An 18,969-nucleotide genomic window follows, 5' to 3' on the forward strand; every position below is an offset into this window, starting at 1 on the left:
TAAATGATATCCGCGCTGTTAAACAAGTTTAATACATTAAGAAAGGAAAAGCTCTTCAACGCACCTTTATTTAAAACCCAACAAGGTTATGCATTCATTGGCGTCGGCATGCATAGCCTGACGAACCTTTATCCCATCCTCCGGCATTTTGGCGTAAGGTTACAATACATCTGTACCAAAAACTCTTCCTGGAATAAACAAATGGGCTCCTTATTTCCGGGCTGCCATTTCACCAATGATATTAATGCAATCCTGAATGACCCCACCGTTGCAGGTGTTTTTCTTTGCACAAAAGCAGAAGCTCATTTTAGTCTTTTAACACAGCTACTCAAATCCGGTAAGCCTATTTTTGTAGAGAAGCCGCCCTGCCATAACCTGGAGCAATTGGAACAATTGATCAATATTAATCCTAAAGGAATATGCAAGATTGGTTTACAAAGAAGATACTGGCCCGCCAATAAATATGTAATCAAAAGAGTTTCCCAAGTAAAAAGTTATATATACAGGTTCCATTTTGGCTCTTATCTGCAAGGTGACCCATTTACTGAGCTATTCATCCACGCATTAGATTATTGTGACCACCTCTTTGGAAACTATACACTTCAATCCTTTTCAAAGAATAAAGACAACAACGGCCTCACCGTCCAATTACATGTCTTGCACCAGGGCAATATTTCGGGACTTATTGAGCTGTCAACCCATTTTTCATGGAACGCACCAACCGATGTATTAGAGATCAATAGCAGTGAGGAAGCATTGACGGTTCAATATCAATCTTGGTTGAAGGGCTTCAAAAGCCGAAAAGAATCATGAATATCCCTATCGAAAGATTGTTGCAACAACCTATTGTAAGGAAAACCTATTTCACAACCGGCAATTTACTAACCCCGGTTGCAGAACTAAATACCCTTGTTTTACAAGGCTTTTATCATGAAATGGAAGCTTTTATTCAATTGACAGAAGGGATGCCCCATACAGATAAGTTAGTAAAAAATGATTTACCCGGCCTCCGACCCTGCTATAATATTATTGAGCAAATAAGAGGGTAACCGTTATTTAATCACTTCTTTATAAGTCAGTCGTTCATTGTCGTTCCACTTATAATACCCGAGCATTTTGCCCGTAGCCCATTTTCCAAAGTACTTCTCAAACGTCCTATACAGAACAATATCATACTTCCTGTGGTAGCTAACCCAGCATTGATTGCAGTTGTGAGAGTAGAACTGTTGCTTCTTCGAACTTTCTTTTGAATTAAAGATCTCGTCTAGATCAGCTTCGTGTATATTTCCCAACTTTACATCGAGATTTTGGCAAATAGGCACATCACCATTGGGCAAAACAACTACACTGTCCAGAATGCTATGACACCTTAGCCTTAGTTGGCCTTTTGACCAGTTTTGGTAAAGGCTGATATAATCATAATTCTCCTCGAATTCCTTAATTAATAGCGGGGGAGCCGTTTCTGCAGAATAGGCCTCCTTAAGATTGTATGTTCCCTCATCCGATACATGCTCTGTCTTATTCTCCTGTAACTCCTTTGCCTTTTTATAAGTTAGGAGTTCTTTGTTCTTGTACTGTCCAAAACCCGATTGCTTAGCATCATCAATGGTATCAAAAAAGGGATGTTATTGTATATGCCGACCCTAAGAAACACGCCGTGTTCCTTACAAAGTGCGGCTACATGTTCCAGGTCTTTAAAATCATTGTAAGGAGATAAAGTAAACATTACAAATACAGGAACCTTGCTCTTTAAGGTGGTTATTACCTGTACTACCTTTTCGTAGCCATCTTTTCCCCGCATATACAAATAAGTGTCCTTATCTCCATCCAATGATATATATAGCCGATGAGGTTTATACTTCTCAACGGCTTCGATTAGCTTTTCGGGTTTCAGGCAATTAGAGAAGAGGTCGAAGTTGGGATGGTTTTCCGAAAACCAGGCTAATATTTTATCAGCTTCAGGATGTAGCAAAAACTCACCTCCTTCCAGCCCCACCATAGTAGAAGGTGTAATGCACCTGCTTTGCATGATCTTACAAATCATCTCAAATGAAAGGAAAGCCGGAGGACGTTTGGCCCAGATAAGGCAATGTTTACAAGCCGAATCACACAAATCAGTAGCATATAACATAAGAGATGACAATCGTTTCCGCTGGGGGAATAAATGATTATTGGCAAAATTTAATCCCCGGGTTATATAGTCATTCTTATTAAACATGGCTTCATTTATTCAAATTACTCATTACCGATGCTGCTCAATATAATTTTACCAGCTCTATGTTGTTCCAGTAGTATATCGTACTAGTTTGTTTGCGCAACGATGCAAGATACTTATTTTGTGGGCCTCTTATTTCAAGAGTATCATGCTGGCTATCAACAATGTATGTTGCTGGATAAACAAACAATCTATCTTTCTCCTTGATCACCGGGTTATTGTCTGGCATTGCAAGGTATTCCAGCCTGTTGAGATAATGGCTAACCATAACCCTCGAAGTATCTACACCATTAATAACTAGTGACTGCAAGAATCCATTTCTAAAAACAAAGGCGCCCTCCAATTCTTCAGGCAGATTAATCAAAACCACCTGCTTTTTATCATCCTGATTAATGATCTTCTGTACTTCCTTTGTCAGATCAGATGCCTTACTCCACCGATTGTTATTCTGAACTATAAGAAAAACCGATACAATTGTCAGAACGCCAATAATGACCCACCGGTAAGCATTTCTATTTATCAATACCAATAGCATAAAGGCTGCCATCATACACAAAAAGCAGGAAGGGAAATACAATAGTCGATCACCTTCTGTAGTTCTTGTACTTAGCCCAAAAGGACTGGTATTGACATTGCGATGAAGAAAGCAACCATCAATTGCCCATACCTATACAGGATCGATTTATTTAATTGCGACTTACGGATTAGATAAAAATGGATAATACCCAGGAAAACGGCTGTACAACAAAACAGAATAATTAAGAGTTGTGAATGCTCTACTGGTGGTAATACCGACCTGCCGAATGTTTTCAGTCCCTGCAAAAGGTATTTCGTTAACCGGCCATCACCTACATGACTTCCATAATCATTATATACAACTCCTGAAATCAAGTATCTCCACAAAAGATACAGCAACATAATAATACTCCATACTATGCCCTCTGTAATAAGCGGTTTCCGGCTTCCACCTTTTTCCCATTTTAAAACCAGGATTATAAAGGGCAAGAATAGAATTGACTCATAAGCATGCAGTCCAATCAAGTAGCTTAGAATTGCCAATAGTCGTTTTTCCAGGATACGCTATCACCAAGCATAATATACAAGGAAAACAGCGCACATAGACAGGCAATAGAGGATAACCTACCAGATAGCCAAACTATACTTTCTGAATGAAAGGGATATATAAGAAACAGCATTGCTGTAATGGCCGCGAAGTATTCCTGCTCCTTCCCTTCAAATAGGTGGAAGCGCATAGCCAATAAGTATATTAGCCATACAGTGATTGCGTGAATCACTATATTAAAAACATAAAAACTAATAGGATTAAGGCCAGAAAGATTATAATTAAAGTAAAATGATAAATCAATAAGTGGGCGAAGAAAGTCTTTGACCAATATCTTCTTCTCAATAATTATACGGTATAAGGAAAGATAATCATCAGATAAAAGGCATTGCCTAAAATAGGAAAATACAGCAAAAAGACAGGATGAGCGACCCAGCCAGGATCAAGGCATTTTTCCTGGCAACACTAAAGTTTGTCATACCTGAAAGTATTGTTTTACCATATATCTCCATTAGTTAGTGTGAGCACTTAATAATTGCTTTCGAGAAGAACTAAATTATACTATTTATTTTATAATCCACTCAAGATCATAGACATATTCACCACTGCCCCAATAGATAGTCAATCAGTAGGTTGTGAGGGATTAATTCCCTCACAGACCTCTCACACCACCGTACGTACCGACCGGTATACGGCGGTTTGTCAGAATAACTTAGTTTGGTGAGTTGTTTTCCAGTAATAGTAGTTTGCGAACCCTACGTATCCATGCCTGACAAAGTATTCATTATTTAATGCCCTTGTCAATATTGGACTGTGTGCAATGCGGCAATAGCCCCTACGGCTATTTGACCACTCATAGGCTTTCCCAGGATTGATTCCCAGCCTTTTCAGGTTAATCCACCGCGTTTTTGGTCTTTTCCATTGTTTCCATATTCCCATCCTTAGACGCGTTCTTACCCATCTGTCCAGTTCCTCCATTCTGCTTTTGGCTTTGGCTATCCTAAAGTAGTTCACCCAACCAACGATTGTCGCCTCCATCTTCTTTATCTTGTCTTCCACTTTACCGGGGGCTTTACGCTGAGTTCGCTCTTTCATCTTTTCTTTAATCTTTCTCAGCGATTTGGGCGCAATACGTATTTGCCAGCCCTTTTCGCTTCGGTAAAAAGAAAAACCCAGTAGCGTACTGTCATTGGGGCGGCTGACTTTACTTTTTGTGCGGTTTACTTTTAACTTTAGCTTCTTTTCTATGAACTCTGTGATTGTAGTCAGCACTCGAGCCGCTGACTTTTCACTTTTCACATAGATGCTACAGTCATCTGCATATCGTACATACCGGTGGCCTCTTGCCTCTAACTCTTTGTCCAGTTCATTTAAAACAATGTTGCTCATCAGCGGTGATAACGGAGAACCTTGAGGAGTGCCTTCTTTGCGTTCTATCACTACTCCATTCTCCATTATTCCGCAGTTCAGGTACGCTCGCAGTAGCTTCAGTGTCCGCTTGTCCGTTATCTTTTGGGCCAGCGCCGACATTAACCGGTCGTGGTTCACCCGATCGAAAAACTTCTCCAGCTCCAGCTCTACTACCCATTCATTGCCGTCGTTCAGGCTGGTTTGAGCCTGATACACTGCCTGATGAGCACTGCGATTCTCTCTAAACCCATAGCTATAATTGGAGAACTCCGCTTCATACTGCGGACTCAACCACTGGGCTATTGACTGCGTAATTAACCTGTCGATTACTGTAGGTATTCCCAACATCCTTTTACCGCCTCCGTTTTCCTTGTCTATTTCTACTTTCTTCACTGCCTGGGGGCGGTACGTGCCTTCTAAAATACTAGTACGCAGTGTTTGCCAGTTGGTATTCAGGTAGTCGCGAAGTTCATCGGTCTGCATACCATCTATACCTCCAGCCCCTTTATTGGCAGTTACCTGCTTAAAGGCTTTTGTACATTGCGGATATCTAATATTTCTTCCAGCATACTATTACTTAAAAAAATCATCCCAGCGTTATTCCCATTGGTTGCATGATGAGGCTCAACTCCTCCTGTGTTTTACTTTTAGCTTCCGGCTTATCCTCACACAGGTAGTTTTCTAATGTTCTTCTATTGTAATCGCCTCAATCATAAACGTCTTGTTCATTTTCGCCATTCTAACATTCGGCCCTTCGGTTTGGCTGTGAGTCTTCCGTCTTTGCCCTTTACGGGGAGATGGCTCGTTTCCTTCCTACTACGGCTTCGGCTGACTTCTGCTCTAAGCGAAGAATCGCCTGCAGACCTCCCGGGGTAAGTATATCCGCTTTCCGTTCATGTAGCCTCTGCATTTACGTTCTGACAGTCTGCACAGTGTAGGGTTTCTGTTTGTGTTGCAACATCACCCATGTCAGCCCGCCTTGTATGCAATTTCTGTTCGTAGGCTCGAACGTTTGCCGCCGGCTTCTTTCAGATTCCACCTCGCGATGGACACCCTTGCCCTTGGCTAATACTATGCACTGTAACACGTATTCGGGACTTTCACCCTAGAGCTGATATACATGCCCGGCACACAACAAAAGGCTGCCCCGGAGGCAGCCTAATATAAATGAGGTATTTGTTGGTTCTACCGCATCAAGTACATTTTTCCATACCCATTGGTAAAGAATTTATCAGTATTATCCGTACTTGATTTGTATTTATCCATGGTTTTCCGTTTAGGCTGGTCACCACCCGGTACAAATAAACGCCATTGGCTAACTTTTGGCCGTATTGATCCGTACCATCCCATTTGAATTCTGTGATATTTCTACCTACCCGAAGTGGGCCTAATTCATTGATAGTTATTTCACGAACAATCTTACCCGTCACCGTCAATACCTGTATTTTGATGTTTTGAGGCAATTCACTGCCAGTAATGGTAAATACGAAGGCTGTAGAAGTACTAAACGGATTTGGATAGTTGAGCAAATTCGAGATCATTGGTTTATTAATTACCCTGAATAGGCTCCGGTATTCACTACCCGCTTTATTTCCACTTCTATCTTTTCCTGTAATAATCAATTCATATTCATCACCTTCCGGATTCACCTGATTAGTAAACGCAGGAGTAAAATCCAGTACTGCCGAATTATCCGTTCCGTTGGTAGCCGGTGTAAAGCGTAAGGTATCATTATCAAATCGATACAGTCTGATGGTACCATTGGGGTATTTCACTTGTACCGTTGTAAGGCTGGTATCATTTAGTAATAGATGTTTAGCCTCATCTTTCAGCCTGATCTGAATATGCGGCTTGGCTGAAACAATATCCCGGTTAAGGATGTGGATACCATCAAAAGTAACATCCAGGAATGGATTGGTATTATCAGCCTTTACATATAGGTTCCGGTACAAGAAATTATTGAAATGATATTGTTCGCGCTGATTGCCCTCAGGATTAACTTCTACGTAGATAGTATTATTCCCTATATAGTCCTTGGACGGGAGTTCAATTTTTATGGTAACCGTATCGCCGGATTTGAGGTCTTTTTGCTTGGGTATGACTATGGGATGCGGCACATTACTATTATCGGTAATAGTGGCTTTAATAATCAGACTGTCAAAATCGTGCTTACTCACGTTTTTGAAAGCTATAGAAAACTTAAAAGGTTCTCCTACTTCTATCGAGTCATGTGCATTCAGGAAGATATTGGCAGCCAAAGCGCCCTCGGGAACAGGTACATAATTTACCCGCCAGTAATTAAGCTGATAAGGCGTAAGGTTCACAGAATCTGCGGTACGCATTTTCAGCTTCATATAGGGATAATCGGCCGCACTTACTGAAGAGATGTCCAATTGCTTGGTATTTTCATCAAGTGTAAATAAGGGCGTCTCTGCAAAATTAGCATTAATGCCAATTACCTGAATATTGGCTTGATCGCTGGAAGGTTGTTCAAGCGAAGTACCATCCCAACGAAATTCCTTCCAGGCGGAGGCCGGTCCAAAAGTGGAGGAAGTAATGAACCCTAACGTATCAGGGGTAAAGCAATCGGCAGTAACGGCTAATCTATCCGTAAGATTATCGCTAAAAGCATATTTGGGAATAAATGTTTCATTCTGCCCCTTCTTGTATACAAATAACCAGGACCTCTCCCTGTTAATTGAATCAATAGCAACAAAACCTGCTTCCAATAATTTATGATACAAAGAATTATTAGAACCAAAATCGGTAGTATCAGCACGCCACGTAGAAGACAAGGAGAAAGGAATTTGGGTATCAAAACTACGAACTACTACGAAGGCCCCTTTAGGGATACTATCCATAAAGTCCATCATTAGTTTTCGTTCGCTCTGTGTTTCATATCGGAATTCAAAATTGTACTTCCTTCCAGCGAAGCAGTTCGCCCGTCGGCTACCAAATCGATTTAAGTTAGTTAGGCCATCTGGCGTGGTATTGAGCCATGGCTTGAATGTAACACTATCAAACACGTTGAAAACCAACGACCTTCCATCACAGGTACTTCGCATTTGGCTATTATCATCGTTAATTGAAACAGTGAAATCTGATTCTAGATTACAAAGATTGGCTCCGACCTGAAATATACAATTACGAATAGTGAGCTTATTTTTCCGCAATCCGTATTTCCATACCCGCGAAGTAGTATCCAGGTACATACGATCGGCCTGTGATTTTTCCTGTTGGAAAAGATGTGATTGATTAAATCCTTCCATATTATTCTTGAACATGAAGGATTGATTGGCCCATAGATAATTACCTCCACTAGCAGGAACCGGTGAGACCCGCCAGTAATAAACTGTACTGTCTTTATAGGCTAGTTGTGGATCAAATTCTATGACACCCCCTGGAGCCGAAATAGTTCTGCTTTTCTTATCAATAGAATTAAATTTTTCGGTAGTATCAATTTCAATGATATAATCCTTCGCAGTACTAAAAGGATTGGCAGTGGAAGCATAAAGCTTTTGTGATTGGTCTTTTACGATCGAAAAATTGTAGGGGAAAGCGGGCCTTGCCTCATCCTGGAATATATTAATAACCTTGGAAGCTGTGTTGTTGTTTTCCGCCATTTCATCCACTGCCGACTCGTCATCTACCGTTACAGTAATGGTATGGGTGCCTTTATCCCTGGTTGCAACAATAGGAACATTGAGGAAAATAGAATCTGAATAATTAATTCCTTTCATTTTTCACGATACAAAACAGCAGTACTGCCATCGGGATATCGCTGTTTTACCACTACAACGATAGAATCGTTTACAGCCTTTCCTAAATTTACCATCCGCGCCCTTAATTCAAAATGGCTTTCGGCGATAGAAATAAAAGCAGGATTAACCCTAATCAGCGATTCTTCCACCACATAATCGGGCTTTGGTTGAGAATTGAGGGCTAAGGCAGGATCTCCGTGTAAGGTTATCTGTTCAGCATGTATACGGGTATAAAAGTCAGATGGCCCTGTAGCATTCTGCATTAATTGAAATGCATCTCTATTTGTTTCTCCCAAGGATTTATGGTAGTCAGTCCTTGATATTGTCCCATATAGATGTGTAAGGAATAAATTCAGGTAGTTCACGATACCAAAGTGTGTACTAGCCACAAAAGCAATAGAGCCCCGTTGTTTGGCTAATACAAATTTTTCAGATAAAGTTTCATTGGAAACCAGGCGTTGCGGATAATACGAAAAGAAATTACCTGCATTACAGCCATTTACAAAAAGACGGGGTATTTACCTTGATTGGAATAATTCTGTGGATTATCCAAATTAAATTCAAGCGTTGTAGCAGAGGAGTGACCAAAGTAGTTCAGAAATCCGATACCTTCTGCAAAAAGACTGGCAATTCTATCTGAAGCAAATTGTTCCGAAGTACCTGCAGTCGATTTACAGAAATTATATACTTCCCCACCAAATAATGTATCCTCTATGATCTGCCTGTACACACTCATATAATTACACAATACATTTCCCAGATAGGAATCGGCGGTACCAGTCACCTGCACTACATTTTTCATCCAATCTCGTCCGGCTAAAGTATTAGGCGCATTGTGTTGTACGTTTTCGTATTCTTTTATTTTCTCCAGGTAATCTTCAATTTCCTTTCCATTAACAACAGATAATCGCCCAATAGGCGTTGTAGGAACAGGACTGGATACAGTAGCCGAGCTCAACAGGTTGTCCGAAGCCGGGTTACCAAAAGTGGGAACCAGGTTCAATTTGTCCATTACTGCCTCGGTTATATGCCTTTGGTATTCAAAGTAAGTCGTTCCACGCCCAATCAGGAATACATCCTTGATTGAACCAGGAAAGGCCGCCCTGGCATATCGAATAAAATTTCTCACCGAAAGGGGATGTTTTTAACCCCAAAAGCAAACTGATCTACCAACTCATCTATTTCGGCCACCAACACTTTATAGCCGCCACCAGCTGCTGATTCCCGGTAAGCTTTATAGTCATTTACGGGATTATTACCTCCCGATCCAACATAAAGGGATGGATGAGTAATGATCAAATAATTACCCTGGTTCAAAGCCTGGTTGTAATCAATGAATGTTTTAGCCGTTAATGAAGTGACGGTAGCTATATTTCCCACTTCGGCATTTACCAATACCAGGTCCCGAGGCAATGCAGTACCGGGGAGAGCAAACAGTATTGAACCTGGACTAGCTGTTGTATTCCCAACATAACGTTCGCCTAAAGCCATGTCATACAGTACAGGTGGTGTACTGCCATAGTCAAACTCTTTAATGGCAAAGTAATAACCGGCAGCTTTTGCAGGTAAGGTAAACCTGAATTTTCGCTGGTTGCCAAACTTGAATTCTCTTGGGTAAATGATCTCAAAATACGATACCACCATACGGTCAGTAGAAATGGGAGACCCATTGCTAAACTTAACAGTTGCAGACCCGTCAGTGATATTGGTCAGTGGCAAAGTAGCAGAAGTATTCAGGTCATTGAAATAATCCATGACAGTATCTTTCACCACAACTCCGTCAACTGTTGCTTTTACTGTACGCGGATTCAACGCATTCCCTGTAACTCCAAACCTAAACGTAGCATTGGGGCCAGAAGGATATACAGCCAGGCCACTAATGGTAGTCTCAATGGAGGAAGAGGCAGAGGGATTGATATCACTACTTGACCAAAACTCGCCTTTATCGTAAGAGGATGAGTATAGGTATTCTTTTAAGTCAACCGCAAAGCCCAGGTTGATCTTTGTTTTATAATAATTACCCGCCGTATACATAAAGTATAACTCCTGGGGTGGCAAGGGGCCACTTACATTGTTCACTACCTCCTGGTACCGGAAGCCAGATTGATTGTTATTAACACTCAAAAAATAAACAGCTGTATCAGTTATCAGGTTGTATTTGTTGGTATGTTGATAAACAGGGTCACGGTACAAATCCCGGTCGGGCTTTCCATCATTGGGCTGGCCCCAAAATTCCAGGTAGCCATTGGATGGCAAGGCTCCCGTGGGCACAGAAGAATAAAAAGGCACTTTTACACCATTGCGCCACAATTCAAGGTTTTGAACGTCAGCACTACCCAGGCCGGCAGCATCCAGAACGGTTTTGGAAATACGCAATAAACCTTCATTCGCTACTTTGAATTTATAATAAGTTTGATTGAACTTTATCCATTCATTGTTATATGACTGGGCAGCCACAGACAGTGCCGCCAGCATTAACAACAGTGTAAAAATTCGCTTCATAGTATGATGTTTCAAGGTTTTCTATAGGGATTAAGGCTGTTTCTTTTTCTGTTTTTCTTTAGGTCCAGCTTCAGTGAAAAACATGTGTATATAACGGATTAGATTGATTGGCCAGGTTAGTAAATGCATAATCAATTTGCACATCGGATATCTTAAAGCCAGCACCAATACTTGGCTGATAGATCCATATTTTTTTCTGGTTGGTAATATCATCGTCATCCAACCCTTTCTGGAAATTATTTACCCCGCCCCTTACAAAAAACACATCTTTCCAGGCCATTTCCAATCCAATTTTAGGATCTACACTCACTACATCCGATCCCCATACGGTATTACGCTTCCCATCGAATGTAAGATCCAGATTGGCTTCTGCCAGCAGGCCCAGGGTACGGCTGATCTTGAAAGTATAAGCGCCCGCCAGGATAAGCCTGGGGGCTGTTAGTTCAGTAGATTTAACGGGTATCTCATTTTTGGTAAGAAAGAAAACCTCTCTTTCCCGTTCATTCAGGTTAAAGGTCCAGGCATTAAAAGTGGTGGTAACATCCCGCACGGTAGCTCCCAATCGCAACCGTTTACTTTGGTATTGTATACCCAGGTCAAAACCAAACCCCCATCCGGTGGCAAAATCGCCTGCCTTGCGATGGATCACTTTGGCATTGGCGCCAACACTTAAACTCTTATTGGGATCACGCAGTTTTACAGGTTGTGCAAATGATAACAGAAAAGCATAATCAGCAGAAGAAAAACTGGTAATATTATTGTAATTGATGGTACCATCGGCTTCTACCAGGAAGATGGTATTGGGGATATCGTCCACAGCAAAACGTAGTAATGATAAAGCAAGCACCCTTTTATTATCCTTCAAAGGTATCGCTATGCTACCGTAATCATATTTTCCAATACCGGCAAAATATTCAGCGTGCATGAGGTTCAACTGTGGTTGGTCTTTAACATGTACCAAACCAGCCGGGTTCCAATAACCAGCCGTACCATCATGAACACTGGCTACCTGGGCGCTCCCCATAGCCAATCCCCTTGCTCCCGCGCCGATATTCAAGAACTCGTTGGAGTATTTACGAAATTGAGCATAGGAACTTAGTTGCAACAATAGGGCTATTGTAAGGGATACGACAACGCATGAAGCTTTCTTCATTAATCCAATTTTCGGAATAAGCAATTTCATTTACAAAGGTTATTTCATTAAGGTTTTGGCTGCACGTATCCTAAAACCATTAGGCTGATCACTGAAAATGAGCCATTTCAGGCCACCAGAACTTAACTTAGTCTAACGATTTTTATTACTAAAATATTGCTTCCCTCCGGGTAAACCTGCTGTAATCCTTACATTTGCACAATTCATTGATCTACCTGGTAATGAGGGTATTGATCCTAAATAAATACGCTATTGGGACCTGAACAGTTTGGATATTCATTTTTTTATGCCAATTTCCCATTAGCTATTCAATGTCAAAGATATATATATTATGAACCTAATAGAAGAATTACGTTGGAGGGGCATGCTCCAGGATATAATGCCGGGAACCGGGGAACAGCTAAAAAGGAGATGACTACCGCCTATATCGGATTTGATCCTACGGCCGATAGCCTCCATATCGGAAGCCTGGTACCCATATTGCTATTGGTACATCTTCAGAAGGCCGGCCATAAGCCCATTGCCCTGGTGGGGGTGCTACCGGCATGATTGGCGATCCTTCCATGAAAAGCGAAGAGCGCAACCTATTGAGTGAGGAACAACTACAGATAAATGTGACAGGCATCCGGAATCAACTATCCCAATTCCTGGATTTTGACCCTGCCAGGGCCAATGCTGCCGAAATGGTCAATAATTACGATTGGTTTAAAGAGATCTCCTTTATTCACTTCCTGCGGGATGTAGGTAAGCACCTGACTGTCAATTACATGATGGCCAAGGACAGTGTAAAAAACGTATTGAGGGCGATACCGGTATCAGTTATACCGAATTTGCCTACCAGCTTATGCAAGGATACGATTATTACTGGTTGTATACCCATAAAAACTGTAAACTCAGATGGGGGCAGTGACCAATGGGGCAATATCACCACCGGTACCGAACTGGTACGCCGTAAAGCAGGTGGCGAAGCATTTGCCTTTACTTGTCCGTTGATCACAAAAGCCGATGGTACCAAATTTGGCAAAACGGAAAAAGGCAATGTGTGGCTGGATGCCAGCAAAACCTCTGCTTATAACTTTTATCAGTTTTGGTTCAAGGCAAAAGATGAAGATGCAGAAAAATGGATCAAAATATTCACCTTCCTTACACCTGAGATGGTGGATGGATTGATCAGTAAACATCGGGAGAATCCGGGCGCCCGGGAACTGCAAAAGCACTGGCCCGGGAAGTAACGGTCTTCGTGCATGGAGAAAAAGGATTGACAGAAGCGATGGAAACCAGCGAAAAATTATTCAACAACCAAAGCGCCCCTGCCGAATCTTTAAGCCTGGAAGACCTGGAAGGCTTGGAAGGCCTTGCAAAATTCGATTTCCCCGCTGATAAGATCAACGCCGGTATTGATGTGGTGAGCTTTCTGGCCGAAACAGGCATCTTTCCCAGTAAGGGAGAGGCCCGCAAAACCGTTCAGGGCGGAGGAGTGAAGATTAACCGCAGAAAAGTAGAGAATATCCAGCTTACTATAGAAAGCAGCCTGTTGTTGCATGGGCAATACTTATTGGTACAGAAGGGCAAATCGAACTACTACCTGGTGGAAGCTAAATAAGCTGTCTGAACTGATATTTATGAAAAGGATGATCAACAGATCATCTTTTTTGTTTATCCCCTACCCCAACCAATATGCCCATTCTTTCGTCTTACTGAAATAACCGTGAAAAATTGCCTCCCGGTATGAGATCATTTTATTTTAGCCTGCTCCTGATCATTTGCTGGCACGGCACCCGTTCCCAGCAAACTGCAGATACCCTGCTGATACGTTTTGATTTCAACCAGGCAAGCCTTAGTACACCGGCCACCGCTACATTGGATAGCTTTTTACAGCTCAACCCGCTGGCAACCATCACCCAAATTTTTATAACAGGCCATTGCGACTTTATAGGCTCCCATCAGTACAATGATTCCCTGTCGCAGGAAAGAGCAAAAGCCACCAGGGCATACCTGGAGGGTAAAGGATGCTCCCCTACTCTATTTGGTCAGGCAACAGGGCTGGGAAAACGACAGCCGCTGGAACTTGCAGAAACGGATGCCGCAAGGGCTATCAACCGACGGGTAGAAATAATTATTATTAAGCAAGCTATAGTAAAAGTGCCCCCACCCCAGGAAGTACCGGTAACCAGCAAGACTGAATCCCGTTTATCGGCCATGATCAGGGATACCGCCATCAAAGCAGGAAGTACACTGGTTTTACCCAATTTGAATTTTGAACCTGGCAGGCATTTTTTATTATCGGGCTCCTACGCCATTTTACGAGAACTATACAAAGTGATGAAGGACAATCCTACCCTGCAAATTGAGATACACGGTCATATTTGTTGTATATCGGGCGGAGCTGACGGACCTGATGTTGATACAGGCGCTCCCGACCTATCGGTACAACGCGCAAAAGCCATCTACCAATACCTGCTAAGTGCCGGCATTGCTGCAAATCGCATGTCTTATAAAGGATTTGGAAGCAGCCAAAAGTTATTTCCTTCCGAGCGTACGCCGATGGAAGAAACTAAAAATCGCCGGGTAGAAATCAAGATTATTAGTAAATAAGCCTTTCTTAAAACCCTCCTTTGGCAAACTTTTCAATACCCTGAACCAATAGATCCAGGTTTTTGTGGTAGTATATACATTGGGGGTAATCCGCACACCTTTAAGGTTTTCCCAATCTACTGTAGTGGTATGAATCTTATAGTTGGAAAGCAGGAATCCTTCCAATTCACTAGGCTTCTTACCTTCAATGTTTACAAGGCCAATGGCACATCCAAAACCGGGTTTCATAGAAGTGCCTAACTGTACTTTAGGAATATCTTTCACCTTACTCATCCAATAATTTTTCAGGTAGAAAAGACGCTGTTCTTTGCGTTGAGCGCCGATCATATCATAAAACTCAATGGCTTTACCGATGGCCTGTTCAATAAAGAACGGGCGTGTTCCCATATTCTCAAACTTGCGTATATCCTCACTTTTGGGGTCGGGTGCCGCAAATAGGGGATAGATATTTTTGATCTTGTCTTTCTTAATGTACAAAAGCCCGCTGCCTATACAAGCGCTTAGCCATTTATGCAAACTGGTACCAAAATAATCAGCCCCAAGTTCCGGTATAGTATATTGAAAATGGGCAAAACTATGCGCCCCGTCTACCACTACCTCGATCCCTTTTTGATGTGCGGCGTCTGCAATCTTTCGCACTGGAGTGATCTGTCCGTTCCAGTTAATAACATGGGTAAGATGTACTACTTTGGTTTTGGCGGTAAAGGCCCTGGTATATGCATTGGTCATAGCCTCATTGTCTTCACTGGGCAAATCGAGGTTTACCCATACCAGTTTGATACCATCCCGCAGTTCACGTTGCTTCCAGGCATTCATCATATTGGGATAGTCCTGTTTACTGAGCACTACTTCATCCCCAGCTTTCAGTTGCAATCCAAAAATTACATTTTCCAATGCTTCCGAGGCATTGCGGTGAATGGCTATTTCTTCCGGCGAACATCCTGCCAGTAAGGCCAGGTTTTTCGCAAGGGCTCCCTTCCCTGGTCCAGAATACGCCACATATAAAAACTGGGCGCTTCATTGCTCAGATCATGATAACGCTTCATCGCATCCTGCACGGTTTTGGGAGAAGGCGATACCCCCATTATTCAGGTTGATCAGTGAAGGAGAAACGGTATACGATTGCTGCACGTAATACCAAAAATCCTCTTCCCCGGCCAATTGATCGGGTGGTATATTGGCGGCCTGCTGAAAGGCATGATTAAGTTCACGGCTCCAGGCGGGCTGTGTTAGGACTGATAACAAGCCGGTAGCTGAAAAAGAGAGGCTTTATTAAGAAATGAGCGACGGGTAAAGGGATTCATGTACAATGGTTTATCCGAAAATTAAACAATTATTACCTTCTGCCTGCTCACTTTATGACCTGCGGCAGAGAATGTTAGGTAAATTGATAATTTTTCTTAAAAGCTTTTGGCGCAAATCATTGGAACACCTATTTTTGCACTCCCAATTGAGAAATTGGCAAGGCTGCCCGATAGTATAATGGTAGTACAACTGATTTTGGTTCAGTTTGTCTAGGTTCGAATCCTGGTCGGGCAACAAGAAACCCGCAACTTTCGTTGCGGGTTTTGTTTTTCTGGCAGCGAACGGGGCTTGCCCAAGAGGAATAAACGCAGCCTTATTTATAAAGAAGTGTTTCCTCTTTCATTGTACAGGATGCCTACAAATTAGTCCACAACGCATAAAACTTAATTTTGAATTCATACCTGATCAAGGTATTTGCTTCACCAATAGCTTGTACAATGATTTCACTATCATTATTGGTGATAAAATAATCAGCCGAAGACAATCCGCCTCCCAAATACTCCGTCGGTTCAATGGTATTCAATATGCCGGCGTTGATCATCCATCCTGCATCTACCAGGAAACCTCTTTTCTTTTTCCTTCCATAGATCCATTTCCCCCATCTACTACTCCATTGCATATTACTTCCAGCCGATACTTATATCCCGGCAAGGTAGGCAAGGTCAATACTGTTACCGGCCTTGAATCGGTGGTGGCTATCTGTACGGAATATTCTTCCACCAGATCATCCGTAACAGTCTCTACACTTGACCGAACATGAATGCTATCCCCTGGCTTCTGGTATCTAAAAAGCCATTCCCTTTTAGATTTGATTGTTTTTGATGTTTCAATAAACCGGTAATTTGATCCCATTGAAAAATTGTTAACCGGAATTTTTCAGGGAATGCTGTTTGTGCTTTTCCATAGGTAGCTATACAAAGCATGATAAGGAATAAAAAACCTGTTGCATAATTGATGTATTTTTAAAATTTTAGTGTAGATATTTCCATTTATTTACTGCAGCCGCCTGTTTTCTCCCATAATAGGTGTTAATTTGTTTGAACAGGGAGGCAAAGATAATGGAGATTTCTCCAACAATAAACCCTATTATTGTATTTTTATCCACATTACAAGTAAACTATGGCAATTACGCATACCAATCCATTGGTTGTCAAATTATATGAAAAACTGGCAATAGAACACATTAGAGTTCCTGAATTTTCCCGAATGAGTGGTATTCCAAAGGATCGCATCTACAAATGGAAACAGGAGGGTACAAACCCAAAGGCTGAGGATGAAGCCAAGATCAAAGCCTACATTTATGGAGATTCAATAGACTATTCTCCAATGCACAATAATGAATCAATTATGGAGGAACCAAAATCTCCCTACCTAATAACCCGACGTAAACAGAAGACCCAACCTGAACCAGAAAATGAGGGAATCGTATATGTTCCCATTCCAGCCCAGGCAGGATACTCCACCCGGTACCATGACCCTTTATACCTTCATCATTTGGAAAAAACACATCTTCCGGGCTTTCCTTACAAAGGAGAACGTTATAGAGTATTTGACGTAAAAGGCGATAGCATGGAGCCTACCTACAAAGAAGGCTATCACCTCGTTTGTGAACGCATTGAGCAGGACCAGTGGTACCAAATAGCCAATTGGTACATCTATGTAATCGTGCTTGAAAACGACATCCTGGTAAAAAGGTTGTACAAAAAAGATCCTGAAACACTGGTAGCGATTAGCGACAACGAAGAGTTTTACCCGCAATTCCTGATCATGGTCAAAGATGTAAAGGAGCTTTGGTTGGTCAAAAGAAAGATAGATTGGGAAATGGCGCCCCAAAAAAGTTTGAAATAAAATTATAAATGGAAAAAGCAATCAGGTCAGAAGATCAACACCCAAACCAGGCTGGCCGGTAAGCAACATAAAACCATCCTTCAGCATAAACCCACCACTCACAATATCTTTTGCCAGGTCAAAACTGCCGTCCAGGTCCAGGTAACGGGTAGATGGGCATGACAAGGCTGCGTGTAGGGCAGCACTGATACTTACAATACTTTCATCATTGCATCCCCACATCAGCTCAATACCCGCTTGCTGAGCTATCGTGGCAATTTCCAATGCCGGTTGTATGCCACCGCATTTCATCAGTTTAATATTAAAAATACCACAGGCAATAGGTTGCTCAGCCAGTCGAAAGGCATTGACCGGACTAACCAATGATTCATCGGCAGCAATCAATTTTCTGATCTCAATCGGCAATTGTTTCATTTCGGCTATGGCATTGGCCGGCATGGGTTGTTCAATCAGCTCTAAGTTTAGTGATAAGGTTTGTTTATAAAAATTAAGCAATTCGCCTGCAGTATAGCCCTGGTTGGCATCTATCCGGATCAAAATATCATTACCAAAGGTTTCCCGCAGTTTTATCAGCCGCTCTATATCTTCTTCTGGTGAATTCCCCAATTTTACCTTCAGTATGCGAAAGCCACGATCCAGGTATTCTTTGGCTTCGGCCAATGTTTCAGCTACGTTTTTAATACCAATGGTAATAGAGGTAGGCAATGCGGTGATGGTTTGACCCAGGTAAGCTGCCAGGGGTATGCCCAACCAACGGGTAAACGCATCATGCAAGGCGATGTCCAGTGCCGCGGCGGCACCAACCTCGTCGCGAAACAATGCGTGCATAGTGCCCAGGAGGGAATAAAATGCACGAATATCTTTTCCAATAAGTTCTGTCAGTACATCTCCCTGCAAGGCTTTCAAAGTAGCAGCCGTATCCTTACCCACCACATATTTACTGGGATTAGCCGTACCAACACCTACGATCCCATTTTCCAATTGAACCTTTACTACTACATTCTCCACATGTGTCACCGTCTTATAAGCAATGCTATAGGGCCTTGTTAATTGAAGGTCTTCGCAACTGGCTACAATGGATTGAATCTTCATGGATATACCTGTTTAATAAGCGGTG

At 42.1% G+C, this 18,969-nt stretch carries 16 protein-coding genes, 1 tRNA gene and 2 pseudogenes; 7 read left to right on the forward strand and 12 right to left on the reverse strand.

What is annotated here, in order from left to right; all coding sequences use genetic code 11:
* The first annotated feature begins 3 nt into the window (after positions 1 to 3).
* Entirely contained in the window at positions 4 to 813 is an 810-nt protein-coding gene (locus tag RS881_RS45370) for a Gfo/Idh/MocA family protein (protein ID WP_315816833.1), read from the forward strand.
* The gene (locus RS881_RS45375; protein WP_315816834.1) at positions 810 to 1,049 is read left to right on the forward strand and encodes a hypothetical protein; all 240 of its coding nucleotides are present in this window, start codon (positions 810 to 812) and stop codon (positions 1,047 to 1,049) included. The genes RS881_RS45370 and RS881_RS45375 overlap by 4 nt, the downstream gene beginning before the upstream one ends.
* A 3-nt stretch (positions 1,050 to 1,052) precedes the next feature.
* Here RS881_RS45375 and RS881_RS60825 read toward each other — a convergent pair whose 3' ends face one another.
* The 8 genes and pseudogenes from RS881_RS60825 to RS881_RS45415 form a co-directional block, all read right to left on the reverse strand.
* On the reverse strand, positions 1,053 to 1,322 hold the full coding sequence (locus RS881_RS60825) for an SPASM domain-containing protein (protein ID WP_350340017.1): 270 nt from the start codon (positions 1,320 to 1,322) through the stop codon (positions 1,053 to 1,055).
* Between the two features lie 230 nt (positions 1,323 to 1,552).
* Positions 1,553 to 2,218 carry a radical SAM protein gene (locus RS881_RS45380; RefSeq protein ID WP_315816835.1) on the reverse strand — a complete coding sequence of 222 codons (666 nt, stop codon included), beginning with the start codon at positions 2,216 to 2,218 and terminating at the stop codon, positions 1,553 to 1,555.
* 37 nt (positions 2,219 to 2,255) lie between these two features.
* On the reverse strand, positions 2,256 to 2,765 hold the full coding sequence (locus tag RS881_RS45385) for a hypothetical protein (RefSeq protein ID WP_315816836.1): 510 nt from the start codon (positions 2,763 to 2,765) through the stop codon (positions 2,256 to 2,258).
* 1,215 nt (positions 2,766 to 3,980) lie between these two features.
* A complete protein-coding gene (ltrA, locus tag RS881_RS45390) occupies positions 3,981 to 5,171 on the reverse strand; it encodes a group II intron reverse transcriptase/maturase (protein WP_315816837.1) in 1,191 nt (396 codons plus the stop codon).
* Positions 5,172 to 5,881: 710 nt separating this feature from the next.
* Positions 5,882 to 8,428, reverse strand: a complete 2,547-nt coding sequence (locus RS881_RS45395) for an interleukin-like EMT inducer domain-containing protein (protein ID WP_315816838.1) — start codon at positions 8,426 to 8,428, stop codon at positions 5,882 to 5,884.
* A pseudogene (locus RS881_RS60830) lies at positions 8,425 to 9,578 on the reverse strand (C25 family cysteine peptidase). The gene RS881_RS45395 and the pseudogene RS881_RS60830 overlap by 4 nt, the downstream one beginning before the upstream one ends.
* A complete protein-coding gene (locus RS881_RS45410; RefSeq protein WP_315816840.1) occupies positions 9,575 to 10,951 on the reverse strand; it encodes a hypothetical protein in 1,377 nt (458 codons plus the stop codon). The pseudogene RS881_RS60830 and the gene RS881_RS45410 overlap by 4 nt, the downstream one beginning before the upstream one ends.
* A 70-nt stretch (positions 10,952 to 11,021) precedes the next feature.
* Complete coding sequence (locus RS881_RS45415) at positions 11,022 to 12,104, reverse strand: putative type IX sorting system protein PorV2 (RefSeq protein ID WP_315816841.1); 1,083 nt, start codon at positions 12,102 to 12,104, stop codon at positions 11,022 to 11,024.
* Between the two features lie 411 nt (positions 12,105 to 12,515).
* On the opposite strand from RS881_RS45415, the pseudogene tyrS reads away from it, so the two are divergent.
* The 3 genes and pseudogenes from tyrS (at position 12,516) to RS881_RS45435 (ending at position 14,699) form a co-directional block, all read left to right on the forward strand.
* Positions 12,516 to 13,336 (forward strand): annotated as a pseudogene (gene tyrS / locus RS881_RS62030) (tyrosine--tRNA ligase).
* A gap of 8 nt (positions 13,337 to 13,344) precedes the next feature.
* Entirely contained in the window at positions 13,345 to 13,707 is a 363-nt protein-coding gene (locus RS881_RS45430) for a S4 domain-containing protein (protein WP_315816843.1), read from the forward strand.
* A 125-nt stretch (positions 13,708 to 13,832) separates the two neighbouring features.
* Positions 13,833 to 14,699 carry an OmpA family protein gene (locus tag RS881_RS45435; protein WP_315816844.1) on the forward strand — a complete coding sequence of 289 codons (867 nt, stop codon included), beginning with the start codon at positions 13,833 to 13,835 and terminating at the stop codon, positions 14,697 to 14,699.
* On the opposite strand, the gene RS881_RS45440 is transcribed toward RS881_RS45435, so the two are convergent.
* A complete protein-coding gene (locus RS881_RS45440) occupies positions 14,625 to 15,698 on the reverse strand; it encodes an aminotransferase class V-fold PLP-dependent enzyme (RefSeq protein WP_315816845.1) in 1,074 nt (357 codons plus the stop codon). The two genes, RS881_RS45435 and RS881_RS45440, sit on opposite strands and share 75 nt — an antisense overlap.
* Positions 15,699 to 15,728: 30 nt before the next feature.
* Positions 15,729 to 15,944: a hypothetical protein gene (locus RS881_RS45445; RefSeq protein ID WP_315816846.1), complete on the reverse strand. Its 216-nt coding sequence runs from the start codon at positions 15,942 to 15,944 to the stop codon at positions 15,729 to 15,731.
* Between the two features lie 223 nt (positions 15,945 to 16,167).
* Between RS881_RS45445 and RS881_RS45450 the strand changes: the two genes are divergently transcribed.
* A tRNA-Gln gene (locus RS881_RS45450) sits at positions 16,168 to 16,238 on the forward strand.
* Positions 16,239 to 16,359: 121 nt separating this feature from the next.
* Here the strand turns inward: RS881_RS45450 and RS881_RS45455 are convergent.
* Positions 16,360 to 16,623, reverse strand: a complete 264-nt coding sequence (locus RS881_RS45455; protein ID WP_315816847.1) for a hypothetical protein — start codon at positions 16,621 to 16,623, stop codon at positions 16,360 to 16,362.
* A 500-nt stretch (positions 16,624 to 17,123) separates the two neighbouring features.
* Here RS881_RS45455 and RS881_RS45460 point away from each other — a divergent pair, with 500 nt between their 5' ends.
* Complete coding sequence (locus RS881_RS45460) at positions 17,124 to 17,852, forward strand: S24 family peptidase (protein ID WP_315816848.1); 729 nt, start codon at positions 17,124 to 17,126, stop codon at positions 17,850 to 17,852.
* Positions 17,853 to 17,873: 21 nt separating this feature from the next.
* Here the strand turns inward: RS881_RS45460 and RS881_RS45465 are convergent, their stop codons facing one another.
* Positions 17,874 to 18,944, reverse strand: coding sequence for a mandelate racemase/muconate lactonizing enzyme family protein (locus tag RS881_RS45465; protein WP_315816849.1), 1,071 nt, complete (start codon positions 18,942 to 18,944; stop codon positions 17,874 to 17,876).
* Positions 18,945 to 18,969: the final 25 nt, after the last annotated feature.

The organism is Paraflavitalea speifideaquila, from assembly GCF_032395985.1.
Lineage (GTDB): Bacteria > Bacteroidota > Bacteroidia > Chitinophagales > Chitinophagaceae > Paraflavitalea > Paraflavitalea speifideaquila.